Origin of the sequence: Bacillus sp. FDAARGOS_1420, assembly GCF_019344915.1 — a bacterium.
Taxonomy (GTDB): Bacteria; Bacillota; Bacilli; order Bacillales; family Bacillaceae_G; genus Bacillus_A; species Bacillus_A mycoides.
In genome coordinates, this window is the sequence record NZ_JAHWJB010000001.1 from 109,862 (window position 1) to 129,908 (window position 20,047).

Genomic DNA, 20,047 nt, shown 5'->3' on the forward strand with positions numbered 1-20,047 from the left:
TCCTATGTTCTTAAATGTTTTCCGGGATATATATTTATAATGTGCTTGATCGGAATTAAAGTAACAAACATTGTAAGAAATATTATAAAACCAACATTACATATCAATACATATAGTGTTAACGGTTTTGATAAGTATGTCTGAAAATACGTATGAATTGTTCCAGAAAATATTTCTAAAGTAAGAAAAACCAACAACATCGCTGCTAGAGAAACCAACAAAATTTGAATATATAGTTCGCAGTAAATAGATCTATTAGACGCACCTACTGCTTTTTTTAACGAAATCTCCCTTTGTTTCTTATAAATCCAAAATAAGACTGCGGAAATGCCAGAAACTATTGCAACAAGAATAAACTTATAATAATACTTATTTGCTGAATCTATATCTGTTACATTTAGTTCCTGAAGATCTCGTTCATTCAGTATTTGAACCTCTCCCGAAAGCACTTCTTTGCTCCTATTTATAAACGTTTTTATTTCGTTATGAATAGATGATGTAGGGTTAACAACTGTTAATTGTAATTGTTTACTAGCGATAATACCTTTTTTAGATATATTAGGTAAGTTTTGAAGTGGAATGTATATGTCTGATACACCGACATCACTGTCTTTCCTCGATACAGTTCCTATTTTTTTATATGTATCATCAAATTCATATAATTCCTCTACATTTGTTTGATCACCAACAACCATATCACTTGAATTTCCACGATAAAAATATTGCCCTTCAGAAATATATGGCTTCCAATAATAATCATCTTTTAAGTTCAAAGCTATAATTTTTATTGCACCTGAACTATTCAATGCTTTTAAATTCTCTACGTAAATATCACTTTTTACAAAAGTATCTTGAATGAAAGGAATGATTGATTCAAGCTCTGTTTCATTATCTATAGGAACTGTTAACATTTGATTCTTTTCTGGAAAGCCGATTTGAAAGGCAGATATAAAGTTTCGTTTAGACTCTGTTAAAAGCGCGGCAACTGATATAGAAAGAAACGAAATAAAAAATGACATAAGAAGAATTATGGAAAACAGTTTGTTGCTTTTTATATTTTTAAAAGCTAAATACATACTTTGGCTCCTTTTAAATAAGAAGGAGATGATATACATCCCCTTCTCCTTATCCAAATATTTATAAAGACAACTGTTTAATGTTTTTTACCACTGTAATCGTAAGTTACCATTACTATCAAAAGTACCTTTGTGTGTATCTTCTTGATAGTCATTATTCTCATTAGCATAATGCTCAGAGTAGATTCCTTTTGCACCAAAGGCGTTATATGCACCATTACTAACAGTAGCATTTAATGCTCTTCCAGATTCATGGGATCCTAACTTATCCGAGGCGCTTTCAATATATGAATAGCTTCCTTTTGAATTAATAAAAGAGATTGCTACTGAACAGCGAGATGCATTTTGATTCGTAGTCGTTTGAGCTCTGTAAGATAGTAGATTACCGCTTTTGTGACCACTTAAAGTTGGATAGAATGCACTTTTTGAGATTGATGTTGCTAATAATACTAAAGTCGTAATTGAAAAAACCTTTCCTTTCATTAACAATCACCTCATAAATTAAATAGTTTAGTAGCGCTACATCGTCATAATACCCTTCAAGCAAATTTTGCTCAATAATAAACCCATATGTTTTACAAACTCTTTAAACACTTAAACATTAATACATTTTTAAAAAGTAACGTATAAGTAGCAATACAAAAAAGGCTGCAGAGAACTCCTTCTCCACAGCCTAATTATTATTTTTGCAAAAACGCCTGTAAATCTGCAAATTGTCTCTTTGCATCTTCATAGCCTTGCTCATATAAACTTTGTAATTTAGCCGTATCCTTTTCCATACGATCTACTTGAAGCGGCACTTCTGGGCGAATAACAAATAAATTACCCGCTTGCTCTTCTTTTTCAATGTAGTGAAGTGTTTCATTATACACTTCATAACGATTCAGCATCGTATTTACAAGGTTTGGATACTTCTTATAAGCCTTTGCTGCAATCCAACCAAATTTTGATTTTTTCTTCGCGTAACCATGATTTCTCGTCAAAATAACGACTGATTTTTTAAATCCATCTTCCTGTGCTTTACGAACTGGAATCGGATCTGAAATCCCGCCATCTAACAATTGCTTACCTCGGTAGTTTACTGCCGGTGCAATGAAAGGTAATGAACTAGATGCTTGCAATAAATTTAGTGCATCATCATTCGTTCCCTCTTTTTCAAAATAAACAGACTGTCCTGTTTCACAATCAGTTGTTCCTACAAGGAAACGCTCTGGACTATTAAAGTATGTTTCAAAATCAAACGGTACATGCTTTTCTGGAATTTCATGAAAAATGAATTCCATATCAAATAGCTGACGTTTTTTCCACAAGTTTTTATACGATAAATACTGCGGATGTGATGCATAATCAATATTTACTGTTTTATTTCTATTTCTTTGTCTGGAAAGATACGACGCTGCATGACAAGCACCAGCTGATACACCAATTACATATGGAAAATATAAATCTTGTTCCATAAAATATTCTAATATCCCGCCCGTATATACACCACGCATACCGCCGCCTTCTAATACTAATCCCGTATTTTCAAGCATGTTATTCTCTCCTCTTTATATATATCGACTCTTTAATTATTCACTATGTTAAGTATCTTTTTCTATTATATATGAGTTCTTTCAGAAATTATATTTAAAAGGCTTGAAATGGAGGGATTTTTTCTTCCAATTATATTTCCAAATGACCAGAGACATCCTTTATAAACCTTTGAATAAAATCTTGCTCTTCTTTCGTATATCCATCTAAAAGTAACAGCCACTTTTCTTCAGCTTGTTTATGCAATTTTTCATGAGCTTTATATATTTCATTTCCTCTTTCCGTTAAGCGGAAGAAAATTTCTTTTTGATTATCTAACATTTGCATTTTCTCAACGAATTGCTTTTGAAACAACTTTGTACAAATTTTAGAGATTGCACCCTTCGTCATTCCCATTTCTGTCGTAATAGCCGTTACATTCATAAGACCCTTTTTTACGATACACTCGATAACATGTAACTCAGATAAAGACATACCGCTTACACCTGTCTCACGAAGAAACTTCTCATTATTTCCTTTCAACTGCTCTTCTTTTTTATGAAAAAGTGTACGAATATCCGAAAGTATTTCCATTTGTTTCGCTGTACGTTCCAATCCGTTCGCCTCCTAAGTTTCCAAAGAAACAATTTAACTATATACCATTTTAAAATCATTTCTCCATCTTTACAAGTTAGAAAATCATGTTAAAATTAATTTAGTTTCCAAGGAAACTAAATGACGAGGAGGTTAACATTATGGAAAAAACCAAACTGAATTTCATTTTATATGTTGTCTGTATGAGTGCCTTACTCGGTTCCTTCGCTCAAAATATTTATACACCTATCTTGCCGATGATTCAAAATTCGTTTCATACTTCTCTTTATCTTGTAAATTTAACCGTTTCACTTTTCACATTCGTTCTTGCGGTTATGCAGCTCATATACGGACCTTTAATTGATACAAAGGGCAGAAAATCTGTCCTTATCCCTAGTTTAATTATTAGTACAATCGGCTCAATTGGTTGTGCTTTCTCACCTAACATTTACTTATTTCTATTCTTTAGAGCTGTTCAAGCTTTAGGAATAGCGGCTATACCTATAGTTGCAGCAACTATTATCGGTGATTTATTTGAAGGAAAAGAACGCGGAGAAGCGATGAGCCTTTATCAAATGTTACTTGCTCTCGCACCTGCGATCGGCCCTCTCATAGGTGGTTATCTCGGCAGTATAAATGGCCACTTATCTGTATTTCTGTTTTTATCTACAATTGGCATCATCTTATTAATTATAAACATTTCACTACTTCCAGAAACAAAACCAAATGTAATTGAGCAACCTAAAGCAAAAAAGAATTACTGGCTTATCTTAAAAAATAAAACTGGATTTTCTATTACACTTATTGGCTTTATTCAATTTTGTATGTATTTCTGTTTCCTCGTTTTTTTGCCTAGCATATTAACAAATATATATCATCTACACGCAAGTGAAATTGGTCTTATGTTTGTACCAATGTCCCTTTCTATTATGTTAGGAAGTTATTGCTACAAATTTTTGCAAGAACGGTTCACAACAAAGCAAGCTTTATTCATCACTAGCTTCTTCAATATTATATGTATCACTTTATTCTCTTTCACATATAGCATCAATATCCCAATCATCATTATCGTTACCTCTTTATACGGTTTTAGCATGGGACTCTCTATGCCAACTCACACTACTTTATTAACGGAAGAATTCGTACAAGAACGCGCAACAGCTATCGGTATGTACAACTTCATTCGCTATTTTGGCATGGGTACAGGACCTATTGTAGGTGGGTTTCTTTTATTTAATCAAAATTACTTTTGGATTTTCTTTATAGGAGCAGTTACATTTCTACTTATAGTTTTATACGCAATGAGAATGTTACATTCCCATGCTGCACAAAAAGCAAAATAGAGACCTATAGATGGTCTCTTAAGCTCTTTGATCAGCAACGATATGAATATCAATACACTTCGTTTGTCTCATAATTTCATTTACAATAGAACCTTTTCGTATTTCTTCCCACCGTGTTCTCGCCGATTGCCCGAGTAAAACTTGTGTCACCTGTAGTCTTTTTGCAACTTCAATAATAACATCAGCGGGCTTTCTTCCCTTTGCTTCTTCTAATACAAAGCTCGCATCAAATTGATTCGTTAGCGATTTCCATTCTTCAATCGTTTGCTTTTTGCCAGCTGAAATAGAATCTATATTTTCTCTTTCAACGTTTAACACATACAATTCAGCATTTAACCGATCAGCCATGCGCCAACCTCTCCGTATTAATTTCTCTGCTGTTGAACTGTATTGTACACAAACGAGAATTTTTTCTTTCACGCCGATCGGTTCTATTACTGTTTGGCTAATTTTCTCATCCATATCATCTGCAACTTCTCGAAGTGATAACTCTCTTAATGCCCCTAAATTATTTATCGTAAAGAAGTTTTGTAAGCTTTGTTGAATTTTTTCTTCCTTATATATCTTTCCATCTATTAATCTCTTCCGGAGTACCTCAGGTGTTGCATCAACAAGCTGAATTTCATTTGCTTTTTGTAAAATAAAGTCTGGAATACGCTCTCGTACTTTGACATTCGTAATTTGAGCTACAATATCATGAACGCTTTCTAAATGTTGAATATTAAACGCTGATAATACAGATATACCGGCATCTAACAATTCCTGCACATCCATGTAACGTTTCTTATTTTTCGACCCGGGAATATTACTATGCGCAAGTTCATCCACAACAACAATTTGTGGTGCCCGCTTTATAATTCCTTCTACATCAAGTTCATAAAATACTTTCCCTTTATAATCTATTTCTTTTAAAGGAACTTTTTCTAAATCAGCAATTGCTTCTTCCGTCTCCTTTCTACCGTGTGTTTCAATTAAACCAACTACAATATCAATACCGTCTTTTTTCATTTCCCTAGCATCATAGAGCATTTTATAACTTTTCCCTACTCCTGGAGCCGCTCCTACATATAGCTTTAACTTCCCTCGATTTTGTTGACGAATGTATTCTAGATACTCTTCTGGTGTTCGCCTTTGAAACGTCGGTTTATAGTCATCCGCATACAAAACACTCACAACCTTTCTTTCGAAACAACACTACCTCAATCCGTTAGATTGAGGTAGCACTGTTACTATTTCATTAATTTCTGTAATTCTAAATTTAACTTTAAGACGTTCACGCGATCTTCTCCAAACAAGCCAAGTGCAGCACCTTCCGTTTGATCCTTAATCAGTTGATTCAGCTTTTCTTTCGGAATATTCGTTAATTTCGAGATGCGATCTACCTGCACAGAAGCCGCTTTTGGACTAATGTCAGGATCAAGCCCTGAACCCGAATTCGTCACTAAATCTATCGGTACTTCTGTAACTGGAACAGCCCGGTTTTGTTTTTTCCAGTCTTCAATACTTTTCTCAACTCGTTTTGCTAAATCTGGATCAGACGGCGCATAGTTATTTGAGCCAGATGCTTCTGCTTTATATTCTATACTAGAAACACGTCCATGAAAATAACGTGGATCTGTGAAATTTTGACCGATTAATTTTGAACCAACTACTTCATCCTTATCATTATATATAAGACTTCCATCCGCATTATCCTTCATTACCGCTTGCGCAATACCAGTTACAATAAGCGGGTATACAAGGCCGCACAAGACTAAGAACGTAAAAGTAATACGAATAATTGGTGAAAGTATACTTTGTTTTTCCGCCATCTTTTTTCCCCTCTTCCTTATATGAACAAGCCGACAATCATATCAATTACTTTAATTCCAATGAATGGAACGATCACTCCGCCAAGCCCGTAAATGAGTAAGTTTCTGCTAAGCAATGCATTAGAACTCATTGGTTTATATGCAATACCTTTCATCGCTAGCGGAATAAGTAACGGAATAATAACCGCATTAAATATTAATGCTGATAAGATTGCTGAAAGCGGTGATGTTAATTTCATAATGTTTAATGCTTCCATTTGCGGAATCGCAAGTGTAAACATTGCTGGAATGATTGCAAAATATTTTGCAATATCATTCGCAATACTAAACGTCGTTAACGCACCTCGTGTCATTAACAATTGCTTACCGATTCCTACAACCTCAATAATTTTAGTTGGATTCGAATCTAAATCGATCATATTTGCTGCTTCTTTCGCAGCTGTCGTACCACTATTCATCGCTAACCCAACGTCAGCTTGCGCTAATGCCGGGGCATCATTTGTACCATCACCTGTCATCGCTACAAGTTTACCTTTATCTTGCTCTGCTTTAATAACTGCAATTTTATCTTCTGGTTTACACTCGGCAACGAATTCATCTACCCCTGCTTCTTTTGCAATTGTTGCTGCTGTTAATGGGTTATCCCCTGTACACATAACCGTTTTAATTCCCATTTGGCGCAATTGTTCAAAACGCTCACGCATACCAGGTTTTACTGTATCCTTTAAATAAATTAAACCGTAAATACGATCATCCACTGCAACTACAAGTGGTGTTCCACCCTCTTTTGAAATTAAATCTGCTTTTTGATTCACATCTTTCGGAATCGTTCCGCCTTTTGATTGAACCCATTCAATAACGGCACCAACAGCACCTTTTCTTACTTTCGTTCCATCCTGTAAATCAACACCACTCATTCTCGTTTCTGCTTTAAACGGAACAAATTCACCTTGTTCTGCAAGTTCTCTATTATATGATATAGATTTCGTTTGTACATATTCTATAACTGATCGACCTTCTGGTGTTTCGTCTAAAACTGAGCTAATCGCAGCCCATTTTCCTACTTGCTCAATCGTTTCATTTCCTACAGGGAGTAGTGTATGTGCCATCCGGTTCCCGAAAGTGATCGTACCTGTTTTATCTAAAATAATTGTATTAATATCACCCGCAGCTTCTACTGCTTTCCCTGACATTGCTAATACATTGAACTTTGTTACGCGGTCCATCCCAGCAATACCAATTGCCGATAATAACCCACCAATTGTCGTTGGAATTAGACAAACTAACAATGCAACAAGTACAGCTGTATCAATTTGAAACCCTAAATAATTTGTAAAAATCGGCAACGTCACAACAACGATTAAGAAAATAAGAGTTAAGCTCGTTAATACTGTATTTAAAGCAATCTCATTCGGCGTTTTTTGACGAGCAGCTCCTTCTACTAAAGAAATCATTTTATCAATAAATGATTCACCAGGATTACTCGTAATCACAATCGTAATCTCATCACTTACGACCATCGTTCCGCCTGTTACTGAACAAAAATCGCCACCTGCTTCTTTTATAACAGGAGCTGATTCCCCTGTAATTGCTGATTCATCTACAGACGCTAATCCTTTAATTACTTCACCATCATTCGGAATCATTTCCCCTTGTTTTACAATAACAACGTCACCTTTTCTCAGCTCAGTTGCTGAAACTTGAACAATGTCTCCATTTTCTTTTACAACATTTGCAAACACATCTTTCTTCGATTGTTTTAAAGAATCAGCTTGCGCTTTACCACGCCCTTCAGCTAAAGCTTCTGCAAAGTTAGCAAATAAAACTGTAAATAATAGAATGAGAGAAACTGTTATATTAAACCACCCTGGTACACTACTAGAACTACTTGGAAGAAAGGATAAAATTAACGTAATGATAAATCCAATTTCCACAACGAACATAATCGGATTCTTTATCATTACTTTCGGATTCAATTTCGCAAAGGATTGTTTCATCGCATGTGTCACGATATCACGATCCATCGTTTTCGCTTGTCTAACCTCATCTTCTACAGCATGTATTTGTGACTGATCTACTTGTTTTTCTTTTACTACTACCGGTCTCATCATTTACCCTCCATTACTTCAATGTAAGAAATTCTGCAATTGGGCCGAGTACTAACATCGGGAAGAATGTTAACGCACCAACAATTACAATTGTTCCGATAAATATCCCTCCAAATAAACCATTATCTGTACGGAACGTTCCGACTGTTTCTGGTACTACCGTCTTCTCTTTCAGTGAAGCTGCAACAGCTAGCATCGTAATTAAACTGAAATAGCGTCCTAAAAACATAACTAAACCAGTCGTAATATTCCAAAACGGTGTATTATCCCTCAATCCTTCAAATCCAGATCCGTTATTCGCAGCTGATGATGTATACTCATAAACAACTTGCGTTAAACCGTGGAAACCGGAATGAGAAATTGCATCCGTTCCTAAACTTGTTGAAAGAGCTAATGCCGAAAATCCTAAAATAAGCAATGGATGAAATAATATCGTTACCGCAATTAATTTCATTTCCTTCCCTTCAATTTTCTTACCTAAAAACTCTGGTGTCCGTCCAACCATTAACCCAGATATAAAGACTGCAATAATTGCATACATGATAATGTTAACAAAGCCTGCTCCAACACCGCCGTATACTGTATTTAACATCATATTTACGAGTGGAACTAGACCACCAATTGGTGTTAACGTATCATGCATCGTATTAACGGCCCCTGTTTCCGCAGCTGTCGTTACTGTCGCATAAAGGGAAGAAAATACTGTTCCAAATCGGACTTCTTTTCCTTCTGTACTTCCTTGTACATGTTCGATACCCATTCCATTTAACACTGGATTTCCATGTAATTCAGATGTTGTAATCGTTATAAATCCTAGTAAAAATACCATGAATAGTGAAACAAAAAGGATACGACCTTGTTTTTTATTTCCTACCATTCGTCCGTACGTAAATGGAAGTGCTGTTGGCAATAACATCATAAGCATCATTTGCAAAATATTACTCATTTGCCCTGGATTTTCAAAAGGATGTGTAGAGTTTGCCCCGAAAAATCCACCGCCGTTATTTCCAAGTTCCTTAATTGAAACGAATGATGCAACTGGACCACGTAAAATACTTTGCTTCGCACCATCAATTGTTTGTGCTGTAACTGCTCCATCTAACGTTTGTGGTACACCAAGTGCGACAAAGACTAACGCCGCAATAAATGCGATAGGAAGAAAAACTCTCGTTAATGCTCTCGTAAAATCAACGAAAAAGTTACCGAGTTCTTTTCCAGCGAGTCCTCTTATAAAAGCCATAACGAGCGCTAACGTCGTTGCTGGTGCCGCAAACATTAAAAATGTAATTCCGACTAATTGTGATAAATAAGATAAACCATTTTCGCCGCTATAATGCTGTAAGTTTGTATCAGCCATAAAACTAATTGCCGTATTAAAAGCGAGCGTAGGCTCCATCCCTTCAATATGCGCTGGATTTAATGGCAATACGCCTTGTAATCTGAAAATGAAATATACGACAACAATCATAAATCCATTGAGTAAAACTAATGATAATGCGTACTGTTTCCACGTTTGATTGTATGCTTTTACACCCGTAATTTTAAAAATAAGTTTTTCAAAAGGCCCAAATACTTTATCTAGCGTTTTGCTACCTTGAAAAGCTTTTTCTAAATAAATCCCCGTTGGCTTTGCTACTAGAATAAACAAGAGCATTGTAATAACGACTGCAACCCAAATCATAATGAATGATTCCCCCTAATTAAAACTTTTCTGGATTTAATAATGCGTACACTAAGTACACCGTAATCGCTGCAACAATAACCGATAAGGCAATCATCATGATTGCTTCCCTTCTTTCACAACTTTATCTGACCAACTTGCAAGACTTGCCATCGATGCGACTAACCCAACAAAAATACCGATCATTACGACATCTAACATAACTACCCCTCACTTTTTGTTAAATTTTACCATCTAGTTATCAAAAAAAGAACACTAAGCTCTACTTAGTGTTCGAAACGAACAACACAAAGTAAACCTCCTCTCTAAACGCTTACGAGGTTAGCTGTCGGATTCGGGCCTAAAGAGTAGCCCTACTTTCAAAATTGAAAGATTCACCCCAAGTGACGATGCACAAAATTGGTTCCCCCGCTCCATTTCTGGAACTCAGCGATTTTAGGTTTTTTTTGGAAATTTCATGAATGATTTATGAGAGTAAATATACTCCTCTAAATTTAACTTGTAAAGGGGTAAATTACTGAAAATAAGAAAATATCCATCTATTTAAGCGTTTACATTAGTTGTTATTAATATTTTTTCATCTGTTTTCTCGTCTTTCCTTTCTTTTTCACAGAAATGATCTTTTAAATACGAAATAAAAAGAGCGAATTACATGAAGTGCATAGCATGTTGCACTCAGCATTCGCTCTTTTTTCATTCAATCTTTATTCTCCTCGTAAAAAAGCACGCAAATTTCTCCCTCGAATATAAACTTGTGATAATTCTGCATGTAACTGCTCATATTCGGTAATATCCGCCTCTAAATACAAAACATCTTTTGATGGTAATATAATATATGGCCCTGGAAAAAGAGGATCGAGCACTACCAATTCGTGAACTCTCTCTACCGATACCGCCCAACGATTCGCTATATCTCCTAGTAACAACACTTTCATCTTTATTTCCCCCGCCCTATTCAAAAAATAAAAAAGAAATATTATCACAGTTCGTAAACACTACAAATTTAGCTCCAATTGTTTCATAGAGCCTGGCCGGATATCGTTTATTCCTTGTAACAACAGTAATAGGCGCTTGAAAAGAAAAACGAATGCGTTCTGTGAAAAAACTAACTATCGGAAGCTCATCTCCTAGTAAAATCACCTTCTTAATACGCTCGCAAATACTAGTAAAATCCTGATCCTTATTACAGCTATAAGTCCAATCAAATCCACAATTTCTAACTTGATCTGCTATCTCTTCATTTGCTGTAAAAATAATTAACTCATGCTGAAATGCTGCTAGCTCTCTTAAACTCTTTACCTTATTTTCTTCTCCAACGCAAATAAGCGTTAATTCCATGTACCTCATCCTCCTTAGCATAAAAGAACTCAAACATAGATTGATATTCTCCTATACTAATCAGACCGACGAAGTGATATATCCATCATGGCACCGCCCTCTCTCAAGACGCTTACGAAGTTAGCTGTCGGATTCGGGCTTTGAGAGTAGCCCTACTTTCAAAATTGAAAGATTCACCCCTAGTGACGACGCACAAATTGGTTCCTCCGCTCCATACATTTGGACTCAGCGTATTACAAAAAATGTATTCTGGCTGATATATTACTCCTGTATTTGGAAAAAGTAAACAATGAAAAATCCTTAAGGTGGATTTTTCATTGTTGCTAGACATTATAAATATTTATATTCAATAGGAATTTTCATGAGTCGTATTGTAATAATACTAAATAAAAAAATGATTAAAAATTAAACGTGAAACGAGGATACTATATGACCGAGGATAAAAAGAATAATTTTATTAAAATAATAAACATTCTAGGTAATTCGTTACTTTTAATTCTAGTGATTTTAGTTACTATTACTAGTTATACTGAATTCCGTACTACACTAGAAATCATTTTTTAAATTTCTTGTTTGTTATTAATTTATAGTAAATACTTAAGTAATAATAAGAAAGCTATGATTCCATACCTTATATTTTTAATATTAATATCATCACACCTTTTATATATTTTATTTATCTAAAAGGACGCATTTAAACAAGATACCCAAATCAAATTCACTACCATATATTAAACTTTTATTAATCATTAACCTTAATAACCAGTGAGGATATAGCCCCACTGGTTGAATTTCCACTTATGCACGCGCTTTATTCAATTTATACGCAAAATGATTCGTCGGCCCATGACCACTTCCAATATTCAACGGCTCTTCAATCGCTATACTAATAAATCGTTTTGCTTCTTGAACCGCCTCTTCCATCAAGTAGCCTTTCGCAAGTCCTGCTGTAACCGCTGAAGCAAATGTACACCCGCTTCCGTGCGTTTGCTTCGAAGGAATTCGCTCGCTTCTAAATTCAATAAACGCTTCTCCATCGAAGAGTAAATCAATTACTTCATTCCCTTGATATTCTGCATGTCCGCCCTTCATAAGAACATATTTAGCTCCTAATTCATGCAATACTTTTGCAGCTTCCTTACTATCTTCTACATTATGAATCTCCATTCCAGTTAACACTTCTGCTTCAGGAACATTCGGTGTTACAACAGTTGCTACTGGCAATAAATATTCCTTTAATGCTTGTACTGCTTCTTGTTGTAATAATGATGCCCCGCCTTTTGCAATCATAACAGGATCTAGCACAATATTATTCCAGCCGAATTTTTTAATATGTTCTGCAACAATTTGAATAATTTCACTGCTAAATAACATTCCTAATTTTACAGCATCTGGCGTTAAATCCGTACCAATTGAATTCAGCTGTTCCGTAATTCCTTCTAAAGAAACAGGATATACCCCTTGAACGCCAAGCGTATTTTGAGCAGTAATTGCTGTAATAGCCGTCATTCCATACACACCAAGCTCTTGGAATGTTTTTAAATCCGCCTGAATCCCAGCGCCGCCTCCGCTATCAGACCCTGCAATTGTTAAAGCTTTATTCACTTTCATTCCACTCATCCTTTTCTACCCAAAATAGCGATGATAAATTGTTTTCGCTTCGCTTATATCTTTCGTTCCATGTACAAGTACACGGCCATCTTTAAAAGCAACTAATCTCTTTTCTTCAACCGAAAATGATAATAAATATGGATTTACATTTAAATCATTCACACGATCATTCAGCAATTTTTTATATTGTTCAAAATCCATTTCCTCTTTATGAGGTGGTCTAATTTGAACTGTATTTCTCCCGCATAACACCGCTGTTTTTGAAGTATTTTCCTTATTTAAATACGGATATAATGCTTGCTCACCACATGATAGACAATTATGTTTACGAAGCTTTTGCACATTCATACATGAATACTCATTTTTCCATACATCAAATGACACAAGTCCATCTCGAAGCGAGTCATAATCTTCTACTAGCAGTTTAAGTGTTTCCGTTACTTGATGAGAAACGACGAGAGATACAGCAGGTGATATAATCCCCGCTGTGTCACATGTCGCTCCGCCAAGTGGAATCGATTGTAATAAACAAGATAAACATGGCGTTTTGCCTGGAAGAATAGTATAAGAAAGACCGTAACTTCCTACACATGCCCCGTAAACCCATGGAATAGAATATTTTTGCGCTACATCATTCACAATGAAACGCGTTTCGAAATTATCAGTCGCATCGATGATTACATCAACATTTGTAACGTGTTCTTCTAATTCTTCAGCCGTTACATCTTGAACGAGAGCTTCTACTCTTACTTCACTATTAATCTCTTCTAGACGTTTTTTTGCCGCCACAGCCTTCGGAAGGTTATTCTCTACATCACGCTCTGCATACAATTGCTGCCTTTGTAAATTACTCCAATCTACATAATCGCGGTCAACAATTGTTACCTTACCAACGCCTGCCCTTACAAACATCTCTGCATTTGCACTACCTAATGCACCCGCACCGATAATAAGTACATGCTTTTCCCCTAGCTTTTGTTGCCCTTCTTCCCCAATTGGAGAAAATAGTTCTTGGCGAGAATATCGATTATTCAACTACGCTCATTCCTTCTAAAGGACTACTTGCTGTCGCGCAGCGCTTGCGTGCAATACGACCTGCTTCAAACCCTAGTCGTCCTGCCTCAATACCTAATTTCATTGCGTATGCCATTTTAATAGGATCGTTCGCTCCAGATACTGCAGTATTTAATAACACACCATCTGCTCCTAATTCCATTGCAAATGCTGCATCAGCTGGACTACCAATACCAGCGTCAACGATAACTGGTACTGTCGCTTGTTCAATAATGAAACTTAAATTTAATGGATTTACAATACCAAGCCCTGAGCCAATCGGTGATGCTCCTGGCATAATCGCGTGTACACCAAGTTCTTGTAGTTTGCGTGCTAATACAACATCATCAGATGTGTAAGGAAGAACGATAAATCCTTCTTCTAGTAACATTTCAGATGCCTTTAACGTTTCTACTGGATCAGGTAATAACGTTCTATCATCACCAATAACTTCTACTTTTATCATGTCACAAAGTCCAGAGGCTTTTGCTAATTTTGCAATACGAACAGCTTCTTCAGCATTTTTTGCTCCTGCTGTATTCGGTAATAACGTATATTTTTTTACATCAAGTTTCTCTAATAAATTAGGCTGCTTCGCATCAAATATATCCATACGACGTACTGCGAATGTTAAAATCTCAGCCTCAGAAACATCAATTGCCTTTTGCTGCACATCAAAATCAGGGAATTTCCCTGTTCCTAATAAAAGTCTAGAATGAAATGAAAATTGTCCAATGTTTAACATAATCAACCGCCTCCTACGAAAGTTACAATCTCAATTTGGTCCCCATCAAAAACAGATGTATCGTTATGATCATCTTTTTGTAAAATATCTTTATTACGTTCTACTACAACAATTCTGTTATCTAACTCTAAATGTGTAAGTAGCCCAGCTACTGTTTTTACACTCTCTGGTACTTCAATTTGGTTACCATTAATTTTTAAATTCAAACTTCCATCCCCTTTCTACACCATTTTAGAAAGCAATAAATCTAGCAAGTGATTCTCCTGCTCTCCTTCTATTAAATCAGCCATATACTGACCAGAAACAGGACTTAATAAAATGCCGTTTCGATAATGGCCCGTACAAGCATATAAACCTTTTATTTCTTCATGCTCTCCCATATAAGGAGCTTGATGATTAGACTGCGGTCTTAACCCAGCCCACGTACTTTCCCATTCTGCTTCTTTTAAAGCAGGCAATATTGTGTAGGCACGCTCTAATATGGAAGTAATACTTTCTGGTTGTACAGATTTATTAAATGTATGAGGCTTCATCGTTGCCCCAATCACATAACGGCCACCGCGCTTCGGCGTAATATAAAACCTCTCCTGGAAAATAGGAGCTTTCAACAGAGGTTTCCTGCTTCTTACTGCAACAACCTCCCCCTTAACAGGATATGTACCCCAATCACTCTGAAAATAATGTAGCAATTTCGTACTCCATGATCCTCCGGCGATAACGACCTTTTCACATGTGATTACACCTTCGCTTGTCACAATTCCAGTCACTTTATTATTTTCAATACGAATATCAAACACTTCTGTTTGTTCATATATATCAGCTCCGGAAATTGCTGCAGAATGTGCGAATGCTTTCGTAAGCTCTGGCGCAATAACGTGACCATCTTTCGGATAATATACCGCTCCTATAATTGACTCGGATAGAAATGGCTCTTTTTCCCGTAAATGGTCCCCCGTTAGAAAATAGGAATCTTCACCTGTTTTCTGTTGCCAATCCATAATATGAAGAATTCTTTCCTTCTCATCTTCATTTTGAGCGATGCGATAAATGCCCTTTTCTTCATACCCAATATCGATGCCTGTTTTTTCACGTAAAACTGCTGCAAGTTGTGGAAATATAGCACGGCTTTCTCTAGCAAGCTCAAACAGCGGATCATATGCATCCCACTCTGCCTGAACACCGAGCAAACCAGCAGCTGCTTTCGAAGCTTCAGATGCGATTCTTTGTTTCTCTATAATCGCTACTTTATGCCCTCTTTCTGCTAGAAAGTGTGCAACTGAGCTACCAATTACACCTCCGCCAATAATCGCTACATCATACTTCTTACACATGTTTTTCCGCCCACTTTCTTATTGATTCCTTATAAGATTTCGCCCTGCTATACGGATTACTACTGCTTATAATCCCAGACATAACAGCAATGCCACTTACACCATTTGCAAGAACATCACCTGTATTTTCAGGGGTAATCCCACCAATTGCAGTTATTGGTATGGATAAGCATCTTGCCATATGAGCAATTTCTTCTAATCCTCTTGCTGGCACATCCTTTTTACAAGCCGTTGGAAATACATGACCGTAAACGAGTGAATCCGCTCCATTTTTAAATGCCACTATCGCTTCATCTAAAGAATGTACTGAATAGCCAACATGCAAATAAGAAAACTTTTCTTTCACCGACCTTACATCTGCGCTTCGATATCCTAGCTGCACACGCGGAATATTTAATAGAATAGCAATATCAATTCGATCATTTATCACTATCTTCGATGCCGGAAAGCCTTTCCCCAAAAGACTTTCCACACCTTCATACAATTCCTTCGTGCTCTTCTCACGCTCACGAATATGCAAATAATCAATCTCACTCTCAATTTGCATCGCTACATTCACTAATTCTTCAAATGGCATATGGCCATTTGAGATTACATGAAGCTCATTTTTCATATTCATTCGCCTACTTTAAAATGTTTTCGAATAATTCATTGGCTGGAACAATTTCTTTCGCCATTCCTTTGTCTTTCAACCATTTATTTTGTTTCTCCCATGACTCTTTTGAATCCGATAAGAATGGCTCATCTTTCGTTTCCATCTTCTCTAATAAAATTTTCATACTTTCTTTTTCAACTTCTGGTACAAGTGGGAAGTTTTCTTTTTCTTGATGATCTAATAAAATATTTAATGCTTCATCCGGATTTTTCTTCATGAAATCATATCCCTTTTTCGCACCACGTAAAAAGGCCTGTAATGCTTCTTTATCCTTTTTCAAAGTTTTATCACCTGTTACAAACACAAGCTCATGATAATTCGGCACACCGTAATCAGCTGGATTAAAGTACGCTGGTTCATGGCCCTCATGACGCATAACAGGTACTTCATGGTTAATGTATGCTCCTGTTACAGCATCCACTTTTTTCGTAATTAACGCTGGTACTAAATCGAATCCAACATCGACTACTTTTACTGTATCTGGATTACCACCATCTTCTTTTACCATCGTTTTTAAATATGCTTCACTTAAAGGGGTCCCAGAATATCCAACTGTTTTTCCTTCTAAGTCTTTAGGTGACTTAATACCTGCTGATTTCAGCGATACAACATGATTTAACGGCGAACGTACGACAGCTCCAATTGATTTCACTGGAATTTGTTCATTTGCTTTTGCCATGACAACATCTGGTTGATAATACAAGCCAACGGTCACTTTCCCTGCTGCCGCTAGCGTTAATGGATCAGTCGGATTAGAAGGGAATTTAATATTCACCTTGACTCCTTCTTCTTTAAAGTATCCTTTTTCAATTGCCGTATAAATAAAGCTATGTACCGCATTCGGGTACCAATCAAGCATTACTGTTATTTCTTTTTCTGATTTATTCTTATCTGATGCCGAGTTACTCGAACATCCCGCAATCATTGCAACTAATAATGTAAACACAAAGATGCGTTTTAATAATTTCATGAATGTTTCCTCCAACTAATGAATTTCTTTTCTAATGTGGAAATAAGTATGACGAAGAAAATAGCTAATAATGATAACAATACAATTGGTGCAAATACACCAGCTCCGTCTAACTGTGTCATCATTCTTTTACTGAAATATCCAAGCCCAGCTTGTGCACCGAGCCATTCTCCAATTGCTGCCCCGATCACACTAAGCGGAACTGCAATTTTTAACGCTGAGAAAAAGTAAGGAAGAGCAGATGGCAACTTTAGCTTTAGAAAAATATCTTTTTTTGTTGCACCATACGTGACTAAGAGCTCCTCCCATTCTTTTTTCGTACTACGCAGTCCATCATACGTATTGACCGCAATTGGGAAAAACGTAATTAAAACGGTAACAACAACCTTGCTCCAGATGGTATATCCAAACCATAAAACGAAGAGCGGCGCAAGCGCAGTAATCGGGATTGTTTGTGAAGCAACTAATAACGGATAAAATGCTCTTTCCATCCACGTACTCGCATTCATTAACATTGCTAGCCCTACGCCCAGTACGATAGAAATAACAATGCCTATTAAAACGACGTACAACGTTGCAGGTAAATGAACCGTAAATAATATATCTTTCAGCACCCATATCTTCATTACAATTGCAGAAGGTGATGGCAAAATGTACATCTCATCTACAATTCTTGCTCCTACTTCCCATAGAGCAAGTAGAATTCCACTTAATATAAGGGCAGGTAATAACTCCTTCAAGCGATTCATCATACAAGTACCTGCCTTTGTAACATACTAAGGAGCTCTTCTTTAAGCGCTAACACTTCAGGTTTATATAAATCTTTTCTTGTTCGGTTACGATCAAGCGGCACAATTCGCTCAGTTAAAGTTGCTATCGGTTGATTTTCTACAACCAAAATTCGATTAGAAAGAAACAATGCTTCTTCAACATCATGAGTGATAAATAAAATTGTTTTTTTCCACTCTTTCCATTGTTCAAACAACCATTCTTGCAAAGATGCCTTCGTTAAAGCGTCCAATGCACTAAAAGGTTCATCTAACAATAATATCTCCCCGCCTGTTAATAAAGTTCGGATAAAAGATACGCGTTGCCTCATACCACCAGATAAATCTTTCGGATATTTTTTCTCGTACCCTTGTAAACCAAATTTATGTAACAGTTCTTTCGCTTTTACTTGCGCTTCTTTCTTCTGCACACCTTGGCACTCTAGCGGCAGAGCCGCATTCTCAATAATCGTCCTCCACGGCAAGAGCATATCTTTTTGGGGCATATACCCTACAGGATGACTCTTTGTTTTTGTCAGCTCTATCTGTCCAGTACTTGCCTCTTCTAAGCCTGTAATAAGGCGAAATAAAGTACTTTTCCCGCATCCACTCGGTCCGATAATACTTACAAACTCTTTATCTTGTATAGAAGCATTTAATTCATCGATGATTGGTTTCTCATCATAATGAAAGGAAACATTATGAAACTGTAGTATGTTCTTGCTCCTCAAAACCCCACATCTCCTTACGATAAGCCATATCCCAGAATAAATATTCAAATCGGCTGGAATATAAGAAAATCTCCTCTAATCGGTCTAGCTCTTTCTCTGACTTTCCAACTGCCATTTCATTTAATAAATCTATTAACCAAATACAAAGGTTACCGTATTCTTCAGAACTATATCCTTGAATCCACTCTCCAAAGAACTCATGATCTCTTGCTCCAGGAATATCATTTAAACGCTTTCCAATCTCCCAATAACTCCACATACATGGAAGTAAAGCTGATATTAATTCTGCAAGTGTGCCATTTTGAGATACAGACATCATGTAATTTGTATATGCTAAATTTTTAGCAGATGGTTTCGCAGATTCTATCTCCTCTACAGTAATGCCAAGTTTGTTTGCATACTGTTTATGGATCGTCATTTCTCCATTTAAAATCCCATCAATTTGCTCTGCAAATTTTGCCATAACTTGTGGATTCGTTGCCTTTACAACCCCAATTGCATATAGCTTTGCATAATCTAACAAATATAAATAATCTTGAATAATATAGTACTGGAATTTGTCTTTTTCCAACGTACCATCCCCCATACCTACTACAAACGGATGATTATGACTTTTCTCCCAAACAGGCTGCACCGTATTAAATAATCTTTCACAAAATTTCATTAATAATTCCCCTTCCTATATATCTATTTATTTCAATAAAAAAACCACTTCTGTATA

Annotated in this window: 23 protein-coding genes and 2 riboswitches; of the genes, 1 reads left to right on the plus strand and 22 read right to left on the minus strand. The window is 36.2% G+C overall.

The features are described 5' to 3' along the window. Window positions 1-2: 2 nt before the first annotated feature. The 4 genes from I6L50_RS00685 to I6L50_RS00700 form a co-directional block, all read right to left on the minus strand. A complete protein-coding gene (locus tag I6L50_RS00685; RefSeq protein ID WP_219299990.1) occupies window positions 3-1,076 on the minus strand; it encodes an ABC transporter permease in 1,074 nt (357 codons plus the stop codon). A gap of 87 nt (window positions 1,077-1,163) precedes the next feature. After that, window positions 1,164-1,559 carry a hypothetical protein gene (locus tag I6L50_RS00690; RefSeq protein WP_219299992.1) on the minus strand — a complete coding sequence of 132 codons (396 nt, stop codon included), beginning with the start codon at window positions 1,557-1,559 and terminating at the stop codon, window positions 1,164-1,166. A 197-nt stretch (window positions 1,560-1,756) separates the two neighbouring features. Then, complete coding sequence (locus tag I6L50_RS00695) at window positions 1,757-2,611, minus strand: patatin-like phospholipase family protein (RefSeq protein ID WP_002140445.1); 855 nt, start codon at window positions 2,609-2,611, stop codon at window positions 1,757-1,759. A 130-nt stretch (window positions 2,612-2,741) separates the two neighbouring features. Continuing rightward, window positions 2,742-3,182: a MarR family transcriptional regulator gene (locus I6L50_RS00700; protein ID WP_374108363.1), complete on the minus strand. Its 441-nt coding sequence runs from the start codon at window positions 3,180-3,182 to the stop codon at window positions 2,742-2,744. Window positions 3,183-3,343: 161 nt separating this feature from the next. Between I6L50_RS00700 and I6L50_RS00705 the strand changes: the two genes are divergently transcribed. Next, window positions 3,344-4,525: an MFS transporter gene (locus I6L50_RS00705; protein WP_219299997.1), complete on the plus strand. Its 1,182-nt coding sequence runs from the start codon at window positions 3,344-3,346 to the stop codon at window positions 4,523-4,525. An 18-nt stretch (window positions 4,526-4,543) separates the two neighbouring features. Here I6L50_RS00705 and kdpDN read toward each other — a convergent pair whose 3' ends face one another. The 18 genes from kdpDN to tenA form a co-directional block, all read right to left on the minus strand. After that, a complete protein-coding gene (gene kdpDN, locus I6L50_RS00710) occupies window positions 4,544-5,698 on the minus strand; it encodes a KdpD-like non-kinase potassium sensor (protein ID WP_219299999.1) in 1,155 nt (384 codons plus the stop codon). Between the two features lie 56 nt (window positions 5,699-5,754). Further along, window positions 5,755-6,336: a K(+)-transporting ATPase subunit C gene (gene kdpC, locus I6L50_RS00715; RefSeq protein WP_219300001.1), complete on the minus strand. Its 582-nt coding sequence runs from the start codon at window positions 6,334-6,336 to the stop codon at window positions 5,755-5,757. A 17-nt stretch (window positions 6,337-6,353) separates the two neighbouring features. Then, window positions 6,354-8,444 (minus strand): potassium-transporting ATPase subunit KdpB, encoded by a 2,091-nt coding sequence (gene kdpB, locus I6L50_RS00720; protein WP_219300003.1) that lies wholly within the window; start codon window positions 8,442-8,444, stop codon window positions 6,354-6,356. Between the two features lie 13 nt (window positions 8,445-8,457). After that, the gene (gene kdpA, locus I6L50_RS00725) at window positions 8,458-10,125 is read right to left on the minus strand and encodes a potassium-transporting ATPase subunit KdpA (protein ID WP_113936764.1); all 1,668 of its coding nucleotides are present in this window, start codon (window positions 10,123-10,125) and stop codon (window positions 8,458-8,460) included. Between the two features lie 19 nt (window positions 10,126-10,144). Beyond that, entirely contained in the window at window positions 10,145-10,225 is an 81-nt protein-coding gene (kdpF, locus tag I6L50_RS00730) for a K(+)-transporting ATPase subunit F (protein WP_000972378.1), read from the minus strand. Then, entirely contained in the window at window positions 10,222-10,326 is a 105-nt protein-coding gene (locus I6L50_RS00735) for a SipW-dependent-type signal peptide-containing protein (protein ID WP_000887888.1), read from the minus strand. Before I6L50_RS00735 ends, kdpF begins: the two co-directional genes overlap by 4 nt. A gap of 95 nt (window positions 10,327-10,421) precedes the next feature. Continuing rightward, window positions 10,422-10,567: riboswitch (cyclic di-AMP (ydaO/yuaA leader) on the minus strand. Window positions 10,568-10,829: 262 nt separating this feature from the next. Next, complete coding sequence (locus I6L50_RS00740; protein ID WP_044444605.1) at window positions 10,830-11,060, minus strand: hypothetical protein; 231 nt, start codon at window positions 11,058-11,060, stop codon at window positions 10,830-10,832. Between the two features lie 16 nt (window positions 11,061-11,076). Beyond that, a complete protein-coding gene (locus tag I6L50_RS00745; RefSeq protein ID WP_219300005.1) occupies window positions 11,077-11,463 on the minus strand; it encodes a hypothetical protein in 387 nt (128 codons plus the stop codon). 93 nt (window positions 11,464-11,556) lie between these two features. Further along, window positions 11,557-11,704, minus strand: a riboswitch (cyclic di-AMP (ydaO/yuaA leader). A gap of 557 nt (window positions 11,705-12,261) precedes the next feature. Then, entirely contained in the window at window positions 12,262-13,083 is an 822-nt protein-coding gene (gene thiD / locus I6L50_RS00750) for a bifunctional hydroxymethylpyrimidine kinase/phosphomethylpyrimidine kinase (protein WP_219300006.1), read from the minus strand. Between the two features lie 6 nt (window positions 13,084-13,089). Next, a complete protein-coding gene (thiF, locus tag I6L50_RS00755) occupies window positions 13,090-14,109 on the minus strand; it encodes a thiazole biosynthesis adenylyltransferase ThiF (protein ID WP_219300008.1) in 1,020 nt (339 codons plus the stop codon). Beyond that, complete coding sequence (gene thiG / locus I6L50_RS00760; RefSeq protein ID WP_002186754.1) at window positions 14,102-14,872, minus strand: thiazole synthase; 771 nt, start codon at window positions 14,870-14,872, stop codon at window positions 14,102-14,104. Before thiG ends, thiF begins: the two co-directional genes overlap by 8 nt. 2 nt (window positions 14,873-14,874) lie before the next feature. Next, on the minus strand, window positions 14,875-15,078 hold the full coding sequence (gene thiS / locus I6L50_RS00765) for a sulfur carrier protein ThiS (protein WP_001049509.1): 204 nt from the start codon (window positions 15,076-15,078) through the stop codon (window positions 14,875-14,877). Window positions 15,079-15,093: 15 nt separating this feature from the next. Further along, window positions 15,094-16,203: a glycine oxidase ThiO gene (gene thiO, locus I6L50_RS00770; RefSeq protein ID WP_219300009.1), complete on the minus strand. Its 1,110-nt coding sequence runs from the start codon at window positions 16,201-16,203 to the stop codon at window positions 15,094-15,096. Next, a complete protein-coding gene (tenI, locus tag I6L50_RS00775) occupies window positions 16,196-16,816 on the minus strand; it encodes a thiazole tautomerase TenI (RefSeq protein WP_113936771.1) in 621 nt (206 codons plus the stop codon). The genes thiO and tenI overlap by 8 nt, the downstream gene beginning before the upstream one ends. 10 nt (window positions 16,817-16,826) lie before the next feature. Next, window positions 16,827-17,828, minus strand: coding sequence for an ABC transporter substrate-binding protein (locus tag I6L50_RS00780; protein WP_113936772.1), 1,002 nt, complete (start codon window positions 17,826-17,828; stop codon window positions 16,827-16,829). Beyond that, entirely contained in the window at window positions 17,825-18,577 is a 753-nt protein-coding gene (locus I6L50_RS00785) for an ABC transporter permease (protein ID WP_113936784.1), read from the minus strand. Before I6L50_RS00785 ends, I6L50_RS00780 begins: the two co-directional genes overlap by 4 nt. Continuing rightward, window positions 18,577-19,326: an ABC transporter ATP-binding protein gene (locus I6L50_RS00790; RefSeq protein ID WP_219300010.1), complete on the minus strand. Its 750-nt coding sequence runs from the start codon at window positions 19,324-19,326 to the stop codon at window positions 18,577-18,579. Before I6L50_RS00790 ends, I6L50_RS00785 begins: the two co-directional genes overlap by 1 nt. Beyond that, entirely contained in the window at window positions 19,295-19,990 is a 696-nt protein-coding gene (gene tenA / locus I6L50_RS00795; protein ID WP_219300011.1) for a thiaminase II, read from the minus strand. Before tenA ends, I6L50_RS00790 begins: the two co-directional genes overlap by 32 nt. Window positions 19,991-20,047 lie beyond the last annotated feature (57 nt).

What these genes read in the sequence shown, in the direction of transcription:
- I6L50_RS00685 (WP_219299990.1), bottom strand. Translation starts at nt 1,076, where the DNA reads ATGTATTTAGCTTTTAAAAATATAAAAAGCAACAAACTGTTTTCCATA.
- I6L50_RS00690 (WP_219299992.1), bottom strand. Translation starts at nt 1,559, where the DNA reads ATGAAAGGAAAGGTTTTTTCAATTACGACTTTAGTATTATTAGCAACA.
- I6L50_RS00695 (WP_002140445.1), bottom strand. Translation starts at nt 2,611, where the DNA reads ATGCTTGAAAATACGGGATTAGTATTAGAAGGCGGCGGTATGCGTGGT.
- I6L50_RS00700 (WP_374108363.1), bottom strand. Translation starts at nt 3,182, where the DNA reads ATGGAAATACTTTCGGATATTCGTACACTTTTTCATAAAAAAGAAGAG.
- I6L50_RS00705 (WP_219299997.1), top strand. Translation starts at nt 3,344, where the DNA reads ATGGAAAAAACCAAACTGAATTTCATTTTATATGTTGTCTGTATGAGT.
- kdpC (WP_219300001.1), bottom strand. Translation starts at nt 6,336, where the DNA reads ATGGCGGAAAAACAAAGTATACTTTCACCAATTATTCGTATTACTTTT.
- kdpB (WP_219300003.1), bottom strand. Translation starts at nt 8,444, where the DNA reads ATGAGACCGGTAGTAGTAAAAGAAAAACAAGTAGATCAGTCACAAATA.
- kdpA (WP_113936764.1), bottom strand. Translation starts at nt 10,125, where the DNA reads ATGATTTGGGTTGCAGTCGTTATTACAATGCTCTTGTTTATTCTAGTA.
- kdpF (WP_000972378.1), bottom strand. Translation starts at nt 10,225, where the DNA reads ATGATGATTGCCTTATCGGTTATTGTTGCAGCGATTACGGTGTACTTA.
- I6L50_RS00735 (WP_000887888.1), bottom strand. Translation starts at nt 10,326, where the DNA reads ATGTTAGATGTCGTAATGATCGGTATTTTTGTTGGGTTAGTCGCATCG.
- I6L50_RS00740 (WP_044444605.1), bottom strand. Translation starts at nt 11,060, where the DNA reads ATGAAAGTGTTGTTACTAGGAGATATAGCGAATCGTTGGGCGGTATCG.
- I6L50_RS00745 (WP_219300005.1), bottom strand. Translation starts at nt 11,463, where the DNA reads ATGGAATTAACGCTTATTTGCGTTGGAGAAGAAAATAAGGTAAAGAGT.
- thiD (WP_219300006.1), bottom strand. Translation starts at nt 13,083, where the DNA reads ATGAGTGGAATGAAAGTGAATAAAGCTTTAACAATTGCAGGGTCTGAT.
- thiG (WP_002186754.1), bottom strand. Translation starts at nt 14,872, where the DNA reads ATGTTAAACATTGGACAATTTTCATTTCATTCTAGACTTTTATTAGGA.
- thiO (WP_219300009.1), bottom strand. Translation starts at nt 16,203, where the DNA reads ATGTGTAAGAAGTATGATGTAGCGATTATTGGCGGAGGTGTAATTGGT.
- tenI (WP_113936771.1), bottom strand. Translation starts at nt 16,816, where the DNA reads ATGAAAAATGAGCTTCATGTAATCTCAAATGGCCATATGCCATTTGAA.
- I6L50_RS00780 (WP_113936772.1), bottom strand. Translation starts at nt 17,828, where the DNA reads ATGAAATTATTAAAACGCATCTTTGTGTTTACATTATTAGTTGCAATG.
- I6L50_RS00785 (WP_113936784.1), bottom strand. Translation starts at nt 18,577, where the DNA reads ATGAATCGCTTGAAGGAGTTATTACCTGCCCTTATATTAAGTGGAATT.
- tenA (WP_219300011.1), bottom strand. Translation starts at nt 19,990, where the DNA reads ATGAAATTTTGTGAAAGATTATTTAATACGGTGCAGCCTGTTTGGGAG.